Here is a 15,752-nt window from a genome sequence, read left to right on the forward strand (position 1 = left end):
CTTATAACCAGCAACAAGAATATACAGCCTGTAAAGGTTGTATATTCTTTTACCATTTAAAGTAATGAACATTAAAAGCCGGTGTATAATGAAGTATAGGTTTGTGTGTATAGCAATATTGATTGTCGGGGCAATTTTTACAGGTTGTTCAAGCAGCAATTTGGTTAAGGAGATACATGTTGGCTTGCACAACAATAATGAATTAAAAATTCAGGTTGATGTAACCACAACCGGTCCCGCCGATGTGTATGTGGAGTATTGGGCTGATAAAACTGACAAAAAAATCAGGTCGGTTCTATCAAAAAACGCAGTTTCACATTCGCTTGTACTTTGCAATATTATACCCAATACAAATTACGCTTATGATATTGTTACCAGCCATAACGATGTTAAAAGTATAAGCAAAGTATATACTTTTAAATCGCATGAGCTGCAACTGTTTTTACAGGATCAGTTTAAAGCCAAAAGCTTGCCTAAAGTACCGCTGCCTGCTGAGTTTAAAGATGGTTTAATGCTTATCAACAAACGCTTTGCACCGGGCGTGGCTTATTTGGTTGACTACCAGGGGCAAATTAAGTGGTACCATATGATTGATAGGCTGGGCTTTAAAGTGCTTCATTTTACAAAGGATAACACCCTGCTTTCCATTTTAGGCAGAAATGACGAGCCTACCAGCTATGGCAGCGAGATACTGGAAATTAATTTACTGGGCGATACGCTGCTGCATCTGAAAAAAGGTCAGGGTGATTTTAAGCAAACCATTCATCACGAGATATTAAAGAATGATAAAGGCCAGCTGGTAACCTTGTTTGTAGATCGAAAAATAATGGATCTGGGTTCCATTGGTGGTGGCAAAAAGGATACGGTAAATGGCGATGGCATTATAGTGATGGATAAAACCGGTAAGCAGGTATGGAAATGGAGTGTGTTTGATGTAATGGATCCTTTGAAAGATCCACATCTGCTTAAAACAAAAAAAGACTGGATGCATGCCAACAGTTTAAACTATGATACCGATGGCAACTACCTGATGTCGTTCTACAATAATGGCCAGATCTGGAAAATTGATTCGAAAACCGGTAAGGTGATCTATAAATTTGGCAAGGGGGGCACCATAGCTATGCCTGCCGAATGCAATTTTACCCAGGCGCATGCCGCGCATATTAATCCCCAGGGAAATTTAATGTTTTTTGATAACGGGGTGGAGAAACACCAGTCGGGTGTATTTGCCATGAAAATTGATGAGCAGGGCAAAAGTTCAAAAATAGCGATGCACTTTCAACTGCCTAAGGAGATTTTTAACGGCCGTATGGGCAGCGCATATATGATTAATGATACAACAACCTTAGTGTGCTGCTCAAAAAGGCACATTATAGTTTTGGCTAACAGTAAAGGCGTTTTACAATGGACGATGGAGACATCCGTACCAACTTACCGAGCCGAATTTATTAAATACAAGCAACTTGATCCTTATTTAAAACCATAGATCATTAAAATGAAAAAGAAATATCAATACATAACGTTCCTGCTCTTTTTGTTTGTTATTGCCAATGCGGCTCAGTTGTTGTCGTCATGTAATAGAGCTAAGGGAGAGCAAGCCGGAGCAGATTCATTAGCTGCCGGTACCGATACTTTAGTTAATATCGATACCTTGAAAATACCACGCGGTAAATATGGCGCCGCCGTAAGGTATGGCCGGGACCTGATGCTGCATACCGCATATTACATTGGCCCCGATGGTGTCAACGGGCATTATACCGGCAATAAAATGAATTGCACCAATTGCCACCGTGATGCTGGTACAAGGCCCTATGCTTTTAACCTGGTGAAGTCTTTTCGTGATTATCCACAATACCGGGCGCGGGAGGGGCGAATATTATCACTTGCCGAACGAATAAACAATTGTGTAATGCGCCCAAACCTGGGCAGGCCTTTACCATTGGATGGTAAGGAAATGATTTCGATAATGGCTTATTTAAAATTCCTGAGCGATTCATCCCATATTGATAATCGTACTAAAGGGTTGAAAAACATGACGGTAGAGTTGCCTGAGGTTGCCGCATCCTCAGATCGTGGTGAAAAGCTATACTTGCAACACTGCGAGCGTTGCCACGCCAAAAACGGAGAGGGTAAAATGCTGGCAAATAATGTATCTTATGAATATCCGCCTGTTTGGGGTTTGTTGGCTTACAGACCGGGCTCAAGCATGCACCGGGTGGTTAAACTGGCGCAGTGGTTAAAAAGCAATATGCCATATGATAAAACCACACCTGGTAACGCGTTTTTAACCGATGCGGAATCATTGGATATTGCGGCTTTTATTAATGATGATAAAAAGCATAAACGCCCTGTTGCTAAAACAACCAAGGAGGAGGATTATCCTAATTACGAAGAAAAAGCCATAGATTACGATAAGGGGCCTTTTAAAGATCCCTTTACCGAGCAGCAGCATAAATATGGCCCCTATAAGCCTATCATTGATTATTGGGAAGGTAAGGGCATTACACCAGCTATTTAAAGTAACAAAAACGTAGTTCAAATAAGCCAGATCAATTTCGTAGAGACGCGTATTTGCGTCTACCGCTAAACAAGGTCGCCATAGTAACAATATAATGCAACGTTAAAATACCTGTCATTTATAGATAGGTGTACAGATACTGACTAAATTTATACCATGAAAAAACTTTCTTTTGCCATCATCTTCCTGTTAACCGGTTTTGGCGCTTCGGCGCAAAAAATACCATATACCAATTGCGAAGGTTGCTGGCTACCCGATTCTTTGGGAAACCATAGGGTGGTGTTAACCTTTAACGGAACCGGTAAAATTGCCAAAGTAATTATCCCCTGGAGACGCAGGGATACCGACCCTGAAAATAAATTTATAATAATTGAGGATGCCAAAACAAAGCAAAAAGTAACCAATATAAAAACCGGATTGATAAGCCGCGAAAGCGGCGAGCTTTACTTTGAGCCAACATCTGGTAAGGGAACATACTTTGTGTATTATATGCCTTATAAAAATGAGGGGCGCTCCAACTACCCTAAAGGTGTATACCTTAAACCAGAAACTAAGGCTTCTGCCGAATGGTTAAGCTCGGTAGGTGCAAATACCAATATCCCTGCCGCCAATGTAAAGGAGTTTCAATCCATAGATGCATTTAATAGTTTTTACCCTATGGAGGTGATTGCTACTAAAGCAGAGACAGATGCATTGATTAGCAAAAATAAAGCAGAATCATTTTTGGTTTTTCCTGAAGACAGGTTGAACTCCATCCGCATGACCAAAGACTTGCCTCAACGCTGGGTTGAGCGTGGTCCGCAGCATACTTATACCGGCGAAGCTGCCCGAGGCGAAAATTTCGCTTTCCAGTTGGGTATTTATGCCTTGCAAAATATCAAAAATGTAAGCGTTACTTTTAGTGGCCTTACTTCGCCAACAGGCAAATCCATCCCATCATCTGCTTTGTTTTGTATCAATACCAATGGTACTACCTATGATGCAAAGCCATTAACTAAAATTGTAAATGTAGCAGCTGGCGAGATCCAGGCTTTATGGTGTGGTGTTGATGTGCCTGCGAGTGCTTTACCTTCAACTTACACTGGTAAAGCTACCATCAGTATTGACGGGAAACCGGCCAAAATAGTTACGATCTCCATAAAAGTTAACAACAAAATATCCAAAGATGGCGGCGTAAGCGAGCCCTATAAAATGACAAGGCTTGGTTGGTTAAACTCCACCATGGCACAGCAAAATACGGTTATAGCTCCCTATACACCATTGGCTATAACAGGTAATACCGTTAGCCTGTTGGGCAGAAAAGTAGAAGTGAATAAGGATGGTTTCCCTAAGCAGATCCAAACTTATTTTACGCCCGAAATGACGGAATATGCAACAACACCTAATAACCTTTTAACCGAGGGGATCCATTTCCATTTCATTAATGCCGCCGGTAATAAAATGAACCTGAAAAGTCAGGGCGTTCAGTTCACTAAAAAGGAAGCCGGTACAGTGCAATGGACGGCGGTAAGTACCAACGATACTTTACAAATGACAGTGTCCGCGTCGCTGGAGTTTGATGGTTTTATAGCCTATACCGTAAAAGTGAAGGCCCTGCAGGATGTGAGCTTAAAAGATATCACCATGCATATCCCTTTTAAAAAGGATTATGCCAAATACATGATCGGCCTTGGTCAAAAAGGTGGCAATCGCCCCGAAAACTTTGAGTGGAAGTGGGATGTGGCACATAAAAATCAGGATGGTGCCTGGGTAGGTAACGTAAACGGAGGTTTGCAGTATTCCCTGCGCGATGAAAAATATGTTCGTCCGCTGAACACCAATTTCTACCTGCAAAAACCATTAATTCTGCCATCATCATGGGGTAATGATAACAAAGGCGGCATCAAAATAGCCGATGACGGCAAGGCGGTGCTGGCCAATAACTACAGCGGCGAAAGAAACCTGAAAAAGGGCGAGGAGCTGTATTATAATTTCACATTGTTGATTACTCCGTTCCATACCATTAATACCGATTTTCAGTGGGCGACGAGGTTTTATCACGCTTACAAACCCATTGATACTATTAAGGAGGCAGGCGCAACACTTATCAATATTCACCATGCTACGGCTATAAACCCTACTATAAATTATCCGTTCATCGCCTGGCAAAAAATGAAAGCCTATGATGATTCGGCTCATGCAGCAGGATTAAAAGTTAAAATATATAATACAATCCGTGAGCTATCCAACCATGCTTATGAAACATTTGCCTTAAGAAGCCTGGGTCACGAGATCTATTCGCCCGGTAAAGGCGGAGGTTTCAGCTGGCTGCAGGAACACATAGGCGATGACTACATTGCCGCCTGGTTTGTTCCCGAAATTAAGGACGCGGCCATTATCAACAGCGGCATGAACCGCTGGCATAACTACTACGTGGAGGGCATGAACTGGTTAACCCAAAATGTAGGAATCGACGGTATTTATTTAGATGATGTGGCTTTTGACCGTGTTACCATGAAACGTGTAAAACGTGTGCTGACAAAGGATGGTCACCCCGGTATTATTGATCTTCATTCGGCCAATCAATACAACAAAAGCGATGGTTTTAATAACAGCGCAAACCTGTATATGGAGCACTTTCCATACTTAAACCGTCTTTGGTTTGGTGAGTATTTTGATTACGAGAAAAACGATCCTGATTTTTTCCTGACCGAAGTAAGCGGTATTCCATTTGGTTTAATGGGAGAGATGCTACAGGGCGGTGGTAATAAATGGAGAGGTATGGTTTATGGTATGACCAACCGCATGCCATGGAGTGATGGTGCAGATCCGCGTCCGATTTGGAAGGCCTGGGATAATTTCGGGATGAAGGGTACTAAGATGATAGGCTATTGGGTTGATGATAATCCTGTAAAAACCGATAACCCTAAAGTACTGGCTACCGTTTATAAAAAAGCAGGGGCGGTTATGGTATCTGTAGCCAGCTGGGAAAACGGAGATACTGATTTTCAGTTAAAGATTGATTGGGCGAAACTCGGTATCAATCCGGCTAAAGCAACTATTACAGCACCAGAGATCAAAAGCTTTCAGCCTGCAAAAACATTTGGCTTGAATGATAAAATTCCGGTTGAAAAGGGTAAAGGCTGGTTATTGATCATTAAGTAAAGCTTAGTTCTCATGAAAAAACGATGGTTGATAGCTGTATGCATTTGCATAGTTAATTTAAATGCTTTTGCCCAGCAGGACGCGAGCATTAAGGAATACAACAAAACTATAACTACTTATCCATTTGCGGATCCTAACCCAATCCCGGCCTTTACCAACATTTATCCGTATTTCCGTTACGATGGATTTACGGATAAGCCGGTGCAAAAGGAATGGAAGGTTGTAGAACTGGAAAACGAATATATAAAACTGACCATCTTGCCGCAGATAGGCGGCAAGATCTGGTCGGCTATTGAAAAGTCAACCGGTAAGCCCATTGTTTATGAAAATCATGTAGTAAAGTTTAGGGATATTGCTATGCGTGGCCCCTGGACAAGTGGTGGTATCGAACCAAATTATGGCATCATTGGGCATACACCCAATTCGGTTACCCCGGTTGATTACCTGGTGCGCAAAAATGCTGATGGAAGTGTAAGCTGTATCATCAGTGTACTTGATCTGCTAACCCGCACTACCTGGACTATGGAGGTGAACCTGCCAAAAGATAAAGCCTATTTTACTACAAAATCATTCTGGTATAATTCCACCCCAACGGAGGAGCCTTATTATCACTGGATGAACACCGGTATAAAAACCAAGGGAAACCTGCAATATATTTTCCCGGGCACCAATTACCTGGGGCACGAAGGAGAGTACAGCGACTGGCCTGTCAATAAGCAAAACGGTAAAGATATATCTTTCTATGAGAACAATAATTTCGGCGGCTATAAGTCATATCATGTGTTTGGCAAGTACACCGATTTTTTTGGCGCTTACTGGCACGATGACGATTTCGGCATGGCCCGCTATGGCGGGCATGAAGATAAAGCCGGCAAAAAAATCTGGATCTGGGGACTGTCTGATCAGGGCATGATATGGGAAAAGCTGCTTACCGATCATGATGGTCAATACTCCGAGATACAATCGGGCAGGTTGTTTAATCAAACTGCGGTAAAAAGTACATTTACTCCCTTTAAACACAAAGGTTTCGCGCCGGGCGCTTCAGATTCCTGGACGGAGTACTGGTATCCTGTGATGAAAACAAAAGGATTTGTACAGGCTAACAACTATGGCGCGTTAAATGTGATAGCTCATAACGGCTGGCTTAAATTATACTTCAACCCTGTACAAAAGATAGGTGATGTACTTGAAGTTAAACAAGGTGATAAGGTTATTTACAACAAAAAACTTTCGTTAAATCCGCTGCAGATCTTTGCCGACTCCATAAAAGCAGGCACCGGAGATGTTGTTGTTTCATTGGGCGTCAACAAACTAACGTATCAATCTAAGCCAAGTGCAGATAATTTAAGTCGCCCGCTTGATTTGCCTAAGGATTTTGACTGGAACAGCGCATATGGGCTATACACCCAGGGTAAGGAGTTTATGGATCAGAAAATGTATCCATCTGCCGAAGAAAAACTACAGGCTGCGCTAAAAAAAGACGCTTACTTTTTGCCTGCCTTGGTACAAATGGCCGAACTGCAATTTCATAATATGCGTTATGCCGATGCTTTAAACTATGCAAAAACAGCGTTGAGTATTAATACCAATGATGCCGCGGCAAATTATTATTACGGCATTATCAATGCGCAGATGGGCAATATAGTTGATGCCAAAGATGGTTTTGATATGGCATCTTTATCGGTTGAATATCGCAATGCGGCTTACTCGGCTTTAAGTAGTCTTTATCTCCGGGAAAAGAATTATTCAAAAGCTTTGGAATTTGCATCAAAGGCTTTGGATTTTAATCGGTTCGATATTTCTGCGTTACAGGTGCAGGCCATTGCTTACCGTAATTTAAATGATCACAAAAATGCCATACAGGTATTGGATACCATATTAACTTACGAACCGCTTAATCATCTTGCAAGGTTCGAAAAGTATTTGTGGCAATCATCCCTGGAAAATAAAACCAGCTTTACATCCATGATCCGCAATGAACAACCTATTGAAAGCTATTTAGAATTGGCAGATACCTATTTTAAAAATGGCTGCTACGATGAAAGCGAAAAGGTTTTACAGCTATCGCCTGCAAATGCTTTGGTTAATTATAAATTGGCTTTTTTGCAAAGTAAGGCGGGCAAACCATTTTTACTGTTTTTAGATAAAGCGAATACTTCAACAGCGGCTTTTGTATTTCCTTTCCGCAACAGTGATGAAGAAGTATTGCAATGGGCCATCCAGCAAAGCAATAACTGGAAACCGAAATATTTCCTGGCGTTGTTATATAAGGATCGAAACCGCATTGATGAAAGCAAAAAGTTGTTTGCTCAATGTGCTAATCAGCCAGATTTTGCACCTTTTTACGCCGCCCGCGCGGCGATGGTAGTGGGAGATGCTAATGATGTGACTGATTTAAAAATGGCGGTAAAATTAGATAAGGGCTGGCGTTATAATAAATTATTGGCCGAATATTATGTAAGCCATAACCAATATGCAAATGCGTTAACTACCGTTGAGCCTTTTTACAAATTGCACCCGGATAATTATATCATTGGTATTTTATACGCTAAAACGCTGCTGTTAAACAAGCGTTACCATGAGTGCGGCATACTTTTATCTCATTTAGATATTTTACCTTTTGAGGGAGCAACCATCGGTCGGGAGCTATACCGGGAAACCGAGCTGATGCAAGCCGTTCAAAAGATGGCATCTAAAAGTTATAGCAATGCTTTAAACTTTATCAATGAGGCAAAAAAATGGCCCGTTAATTTAGGTGTAGGCAAACCATATGCCGAAAACTTGGATGAACGTTTAGAAGATTGGATGAGCTACCAATGTTATCTTAAAATGGGTAAAAACGATGAGGCAAAGCAATCCCTGCAAAAGATCATCGCTTTTAACCCTAAAACAGAAAATACGGTAAGTAATTTTTTGCCGGCTAATCATTTGGTAACCGCATGGGCCATTGAAAAGCAAGAGGGTAGGGACAAGGCAGGGGCCTGGCTTAATGAGGAGATTAAACAATCCCCGGATAATTTGGTACTTCAATGGTGCAAACAAGTATTTGCTTTAGGTCAGCCTCAACAAACTGATATCAGCGATTCGGGGATCCGGATATTGGAAAGCTTAATGCAGTTTAAATAAATATCGACTTTTCTAAACCTATATTACTATGAACAAAAACGGGCCCCAAAAGGCCCGTTTTGTTTGAAATGATTTTGTTTGATTATTTACCAGTAATCTTAAAGTCCGCTGTTAGCTTTTCGTCAGCCGAATTACTGCCCAAAATCAGCTTGTAATCGCCGGGATAAAGCTTCCAATTGTGTTTTTGCAAATCCCATTTCTGAAGTTCTTTAACCGGGATTTTTATAGTGACAAGTTGCTCATTCCCTTTGGAAACGGTAACTCTTTTAAATCCCTTTAATTCTTTTATTGGCATCCTATCCAGGTTTGGATACTTGATATAGGCCTGCACAACCTCATCTGCATCCATGTTGCCGGTGTTTTTAACCTTAACGGTCATGCTAATACTATCTTTCGCTGTGTATTGTTTTGGCAGCGCTGAAACCGCCTCGTAGCTGAAAGTAGTGTAGCTTAAGCCGAAGCCAAAAGGATATTGAACAGGGCCGTTAAAATACCGGTAGGTACGGCCTTTCATGCTATAACTTTCATATTTTGGCAAATCATTAACCGAGTTATAAAACGTAAGCGGCAGGTGACCAGACGGGCTGATTTTACCGAACACAATATCGGCCAGTGCGTTACCGCCTTGTTCGCCGGGGTACCAGGCAAATACAATGGCATCAGCATATGGTGCAATAGCCGAAACATCTACATCGCTACCTGCAGTAATTACGGCAATGATTGGTTTTTTAACGCCTTTTCTAAGAGCTTTCATGAAGGCTATTTCGCTCGCGGGCAGGCTCAGGTTCTTTTTATCGCCGCCAGATTCGGCCAGGAAAGCATCACCTGCTTCACCTTCCAACACGGGTGATAAACCAATTACGGCAATTGTAACGTCGGCATTCCCTGCACCCCAGATACCACCAAAGTGAGTTGTATCTCTATAATCGCAACCAAGATCATATTCCACACGGGTTGCCGGATCAACTGCCGCAGTAATGCCTTCTACAAAATTTACCACTTTACTGCTTACACCATGGTAACTGCCTATCATAGCATCTAAAGCTGCGGCGTTGGGGCCCAGTACCATAAAGCTGGAGTATTGACCTGGTTTGAAAGGCAATATGTTATTGTCGTTTTTTAGCAATACCATACTCTGTTGGGCAACTTTACGCGCCAGTGCTATATGTTGTGCGTTATGGATACTATCCGCACCATATGTTTTAAACGGACTTGCAGCCGCATCATCAAAAAAGCCAAGTTTAAATTGGGTTTTCAGCAGGTGGGTAAGGGCAACGTCAACTTCTTTTTCGGTTAATAATTTTTGCTGGACCGCCTTAACAATGTCATTCTGAAAAATGGACGAGCAATCAAGGTCGATACCTGCTTTAATTGCGGCGGCAGCGGTTTCGGTTGCTGTAGGTATGGTTTTATGAGCCAAAAACACATCGTCCAATGCGCCGCAATCGGTTACTACATGGCCTTTAAAGCCCCATTCGTTCCTTAAAATATCCGTCACTAAATTTTTGTTAACGGAGTTTGGTACACCATTAATACTGTTATAAGCCGTCATTACCGATTCAACCCCCGAATTAACCAGTGCATGGAAAGCATACAGGTAAGTTTCGCGCATGTCTTTTTCATCAACTATGGCATCAAATGAATCGCGGGTAGCTTCTGGTCCGCTATGTGCCGCGAAGTGTTTCGCTGTAGCCGATGCTTTCAAATAACGAGGATTGGTTCCCTGCATCCCTTTTACAAACGCCGAGCCAATGTGCGCCGTTAAAAACGGGTCTTCACCATATGTTTCCTGCCCGCGTCCCCATCTCGGATCGCGGAAAATATTGATATTCGGTGTCCAAAAGGTGAGGCCCATGTATTGCAAATGACGATCCATGGCTGTAGATACATTGTATTTTGCCCTGGCCTCTGTTGATATCACATTAGAAACAGAATCAACCAAACTTTCATTAAAGGTTGCCGCCATACCAATAGCTTGTGGAAATATGGTTGCTTCACCGGCGCGGGCTACACCGTGCAGCCCCTCATTCCACCAATTATAGGCTGGGATGCCCAAACGGGGAACGGCTTTACTCCGGTAACCTAACAAGGAAACTTTTTCTTCTAAAGTTAACTTGGATATCAAATCCTTCGTTCTTGATTCAATCGATTGCGAGGCATCTTTATAAATAACAGTTTTTTGTGCCATAACCGGCAATGATGCCAACAAAAAAGCACTGCCTAAAAAACAGGTGGCGCTTTTTTTTATTAATTTTTGTGCTGTACAATTCATTCTTTGGTGGATGTTTATGTAGATATAGGAAGATTATTTAGTTTGCGGCAAGATACCAGCTTTTTTTATTTTGACGATAATTCCGGCTGCAACTTCTTTACCTTGTTTGTTTCCTTTTTCAATGCTTTCCATATAATGGATGCCGCCGTAAAACCGGGACATTGATGCCTCGGCTGCCGCCTCGCGGAATGATTTAAAATCGCGCTGGCTGCTGCCGAAGGGGATTTCTGTATTATCGGTATAAGTAAAGTTATCACCCAGTAAATAGGTAAGCAGTTCGGCCGATGCATTGGAGATAACCGCATGACCGCTGGTATATTCAGGAAATGGAGGGGTTTGCAAAACTGGCTGCCATTTAACATCCATATACCGGTTAATATAAGTTTCGGGGCGGATGCGGTTACTGCTGAATTTTTCTTCCCAGCAGCTTATAAATGCATCCATCAGTGTAACGCCCTCTAAAGCGGTTACCATTACGGCGTGGTCAAAATCAAGGTGCGCTTGTTTGGTAACCAGGCCTGTTATATGCATCCAGTGCCCACCCGGACTTATTTTTTTATAACCGATAGCCATATGGCCGGAAGTGGTAATGGCGAATGGGTTACAATCCCAAAACAATGCTATATTAATTTGTTCAGTTGTGAGATTTTTAGAGACCTGGTAAACTGCCTTTACCTGTTTATAAAATGCCGATGTGGTATCCTTACTAAAAGGAATTAAAGGCGTTGGTTTATACTGATTGGCCGAATCAATCACCATGGTACGGATAGTGCGCCAGTTTGGTTCAACGGCTTCAAAATAGCCCGGAGGCGTAGGGTACCATTTGCTCTCGTCCTTTATAGGCGTATATCTTTTAAGTGCGCTAAGCTGGCTGTAATGGTCTGATTTTGAAAAGCCTACCGCAACCTTAGATGCAAGCTCTGCCACTTTAACAGAATTGTCAATTATTTTTTGATCGACCTTAGTTTTTTGAAGCAGCTGAATAAACGCGTCTTCATCATCCTTGAGCATAAAGCCTGATGGCAGCATAAGTTTGCCGGTTTCCAGGATGCTGTAATAGGCGGCTATTTTATAATCATACCGGGTTTTGATAGTATCTAAGCTGTTGTTGGGTTTATAATCCTTAATGAATTTTTGCAATTCGGGTATGGTTTTATTGTTGGCGGCAACAATATTGTAAGCACCCAGCATAGTATAGGCATAGTAGCGTGCAGCAACCGGCGGACTAACCACATCATGCACCATCACCATGGTTACGGCGTTCACCGCATGATCTGGCTGCAAATAATCCGGATAATTATTCTTAATGTTTTGAGCATAACACTGCTGAGCAGTTATAGCGCAAAACACAATAAATGATCTTTTTAAGTAATTCATTATTCTTTATAAAATTGAAGCGGCCCATCGCTTATGCCTATCAGTAAGTACGGAGTTTTGTTAACGTTGATCTCTACAGCCGATTTTACATCGCCCATAACCGAAAGCCCGGATGATGACTGGTCTATATATATGAAACCGCCTTTGCCATCGCCTTTAAGCAGGCAGCCGTAGTTGGCATCAATACTTCCAATTTTAAGACGATTGTCTGAATGATTACCTAACAATAGCAAATCTGTATGCCCATCATGATCAAAATCGCCGGTTATGATCTGGCTCACCGGTGCAAACTGTGCTTCCATTGGTAAAGCAGCAGCAGTGAACTTGCCATTGGTATTGATGAAAAGTGTAGTTTTTATGTTATTAATAACCAGCTTTCCGGCTTTGGCCAGGTCATCGGCACTAAAAATTTCATTAATGGTGGCATCGGCGTACATCTTGTAGGAGTTGAACTTCCTGCGCATGGGGTAAATCTGTTCGTTCAGTTCATCCCTGCTTACAAAAGGGTAGCTTTTGCCCTGGATATAAAAGTTAAAGAAAGGATCAATTGAGCCGTTGTTGTCCAGATCGGTAAAATACATTTCCGCAGGTTCCTTATCAGTTGCCCTGATCTGGGTGTTTAAGCCCAGGTTGCCAGCTATCAAGTCGGGCTTACCATCACCGTTTACATCGGCGAAGGAAATTTTATTCCAGAATCCTTTTTGAGGAGTATCAAAATAATCACTGGTTTTATCTATGAATCCCTCTTTGGTATTTATAAAGATAGTTATCGGCATAAATTCACCACATAATACAAGATCTTTGCGGCCGTCATTATTCATATCAATCCATTGTGTATCGGTAACCATTCCAATTTTGTTGAATAGGATAGGCGCGGCTGTGAATTTACCTTTGCCATCATTTACCAACAGATAGCTTTGCGGGGCAACCGGATATTGGCCCGGTATTACCCTGCCACCTACAAAAAGGTCGATATCTCCATCGCCATCAAAATCGCAAGGTTTTACAACCGATTTACTGTTGGCATTAAGTATAGGTAAGGCAGTAGGAGAGAGTACAAATCGACCGTTACCTTCATTAATATAAAGCTCATCCTGTAAATCGGCAGTATTGGGCTCGTATAACGAATAACCGCCTTTTGCAATGTACAGATCGGGTTTGCCATCGCCATTGGCATCAAAAAATGCCGCTGCCGACGTAGTACCGATGTTATCAGTATTGCCGCGAATGATATCTTTGGCTATGTATTTGCCCCCTGCCTGTTGCAGAAACAATTTACCCGGACTATCCTTTTCTCCGCTGACAAACAAATCCTCCAGTCCGTCGCCATTTACATCGGCTTTTGCAATAACAGGCGCAGTTTTGGAGTACATGAACAGCATCAATAACTGGCGTTTAAAATCGTTAAGAGTGATCTCATCCGGTTTAAAATCGATAATAGGCTCCGTATGTTTAAAAACGGTTTTCTTTACAATACTCCCCTGGTTAAATGACTTTTCTGTTGGTTGATAGTTGATGGCCAATAATTGATTAGCATTCACATCCCTAAGCAACTGCGAAGAGTTATCGGGCCAGATAACGCGTACGGAATCGACTTTTTTTATGTCGGCTAAACCGAAATTTAATGTTGTAGATACACATGAAAGATATCCCCGGTTTGGGTTTACTTCCTGGTATTGTATGTTTTTACCTGTGTAAACACTAACCTTGGCGCCAATAGCATTGGTGTTTTTACCTGTGCCTTTTAATTTAACAGCCATGTAAGAGGTGTTGTTATTATCCCGGCTCATGTTTTGATAAACCGACGCTGGCTGATTGATGTTATTTACAACAAGGTCCAGGTCGCCGTCATTATCCAGATCCACATACACAGCTCCGTTTGAAATATTTTGTTGATTAAGACCCCACTCTACCTGTTTGTTGGTAAAGGTAAGGTCGTGGTTATTTCTGAAAATGTAATCGGGTACCGATGTTGAGGGCATTGCCATTACCAGGTCCATCAGGCGGAATGGTTCGCCGGCCACCGCTTTTTTTATTTTATAATCGCCCCAGTAGCGTAAAAAGTCTTTGTTGGTATAATCTCTCAAATATCCGTTGGTGATAAATATATCCTTGTATCCGTCGTTGTCAAAATCGGCAATGAGGGGGCACCAGCTCCAATCGGTATTGGAAACGCCGGCTAATTGTGCTATTTCGCTGAATGTGCCGTCGCCATTGTTAAGCTGCAGCATATTGCGCATATATTGTTTGTAAAGTCCCTGGTTTTGCATCAAAGCAAAAGACTCATAGTTTTCTTCTAATTGTAATGATTTTTGCCTGTGGTTATCCTCGGGCAACATATCAAGGGTCATAATATCGGGCAAGCCGTCATTATTAAAATCGGCAATATCAACACCCATAGAAAAGTGCGACATGTGCCTGAGCATATCTTTTGATTTTTCGCTAAACGTACCGTCGTGGTTATTGATGTATATGTAATCAGGTTCGTTATAATCGTTGGTTACATAAATATCGGGCCAGCCATCTTTATTGATATCGGCAATGGCTACACCCAAGCCAAAGGTGAGTGGATTTTGTACTATGCCGGCTGCTTTTGATGCATCGGTAAAATGTCCGTTATCATTTTTAAAAAGTTTATTACTGGCTAAATCATCAGTTTGATTTTTATAACGGGCCAGTTCCATATTATCTATCTTTTTGATGTTATGATTTAGCAGGAACATATCCAGGTCGCCATCATTATCATAATCAAAAAAAACAGCCTGCGTACTATATCCGGGGTCGGCCAAGCCGTAGGCTTTGGCTTCTTCCTTAAATTTGTTATTTCCCTGGTTTATAAATAATTGGTTGCTGCGGGTTTCGTTATCAGTTTTACCAGAGTAGCAAACATAAATATCTAACAATCCATCGCCATTAACGTCGGCCATGGTTACGCCTGTTTTCCATGAATCTGGTCTGCCACCCAATTCGGGGCAAGCATCGTTGGTGATATCCTTAAATTTCATGTGTCCCAAATTCAAATAAAGCTTATTTGGCTTCATATTCCCGGTGAACATGAGGTCGGGCAAACCATCGTTATTAATATCGCCAACAGCTACGCCACCACCATTGTAAAAATACTCATATGATAAAACGTTAAGCGATTCGGTCTCATTAATATCATTGCTGAATTTGATATTGGTTTCTTTACTGTTCAGCAGTTTAAATAAGGATTGCTGGGAGTAGGAGGTAAGAGATGACAAACAAAGTGCCGCAGTTGCTACAGCAACGGGGCTGAACATACCTTTAGGAGAATATAAATTAAAAAGGGACATA

General features: G+C 41.9%; 7 protein-coding genes. 4 read left to right on the forward strand and 3 right to left on the reverse strand.

Annotated features, from left to right (window positions below; translation table 11 throughout):
- Positions 1 to 88: 88 nt before the first annotated feature.
- The 4 genes from AC1D0K_RS05335 (at position 89) to AC1D0K_RS05350 (ending at position 8,788) form a co-directional block, all read left to right on the forward strand.
- Positions 89 to 1,486 carry an aryl-sulfate sulfotransferase gene (locus AC1D0K_RS05335; protein ID WP_477394483.1) on the forward strand — a complete coding sequence of 466 codons (1,398 nt, stop codon included), beginning with the start codon at positions 89 to 91 and terminating at the stop codon, positions 1,484 to 1,486.
- A 9-nt stretch (positions 1,487 to 1,495) separates the two neighbouring features.
- Positions 1,496 to 2,518: a c-type cytochrome gene (locus tag AC1D0K_RS05340; protein ID WP_477394485.1), complete on the forward strand. Its 1,023-nt coding sequence runs from the start codon at positions 1,496 to 1,498 to the stop codon at positions 2,516 to 2,518.
- A 156-nt stretch (positions 2,519 to 2,674) separates the two neighbouring features.
- Entirely contained in the window at positions 2,675 to 5,662 is a 2,988-nt protein-coding gene (locus AC1D0K_RS05345) for a glycoside hydrolase domain-containing protein (RefSeq protein WP_477441522.1), read from the forward strand.
- A 12-nt stretch (positions 5,663 to 5,674) separates the two neighbouring features.
- Positions 5,675 to 8,788: a DUF5107 domain-containing protein gene (locus AC1D0K_RS05350; RefSeq protein ID WP_477441524.1), complete on the forward strand. Its 3,114-nt coding sequence runs from the start codon at positions 5,675 to 5,677 to the stop codon at positions 8,786 to 8,788.
- A gap of 82 nt (positions 8,789 to 8,870) precedes the next feature.
- On the opposite strand, the gene AC1D0K_RS05355 is transcribed toward AC1D0K_RS05350, so the two are convergent.
- Genes AC1D0K_RS05355 through AC1D0K_RS05365 form a run of 3 tightly spaced genes read right to left on the reverse strand, consistent with a single transcriptional unit; the run spans position 8,871 to position 15,751 of the window.
- Positions 8,871 to 11,060 (reverse strand): glycoside hydrolase family 3 N-terminal domain-containing protein, encoded by a 2,190-nt coding sequence (locus AC1D0K_RS05355; protein ID WP_477399424.1) that lies wholly within the window; start codon positions 11,058 to 11,060, stop codon positions 8,871 to 8,873.
- A 33-nt stretch (positions 11,061 to 11,093) separates the two neighbouring features.
- Positions 11,094 to 12,437, reverse strand: a complete 1,344-nt coding sequence (locus tag AC1D0K_RS05360; RefSeq protein ID WP_477399422.1) for a vanadium-dependent haloperoxidase — start codon at positions 12,435 to 12,437, stop codon at positions 11,094 to 11,096.
- Complete coding sequence (locus AC1D0K_RS05365) at positions 12,437 to 15,751, reverse strand: VCBS repeat-containing protein (protein WP_477441526.1); 3,315 nt, start codon at positions 15,749 to 15,751, stop codon at positions 12,437 to 12,439. The genes AC1D0K_RS05360 and AC1D0K_RS05365 overlap by 1 nt, the downstream gene beginning before the upstream one ends.
- Position 15,752: the final 1 nt, after the last annotated feature.

This window comes from Mucilaginibacter sp. P1_A3, assembly GCF_056406855.1.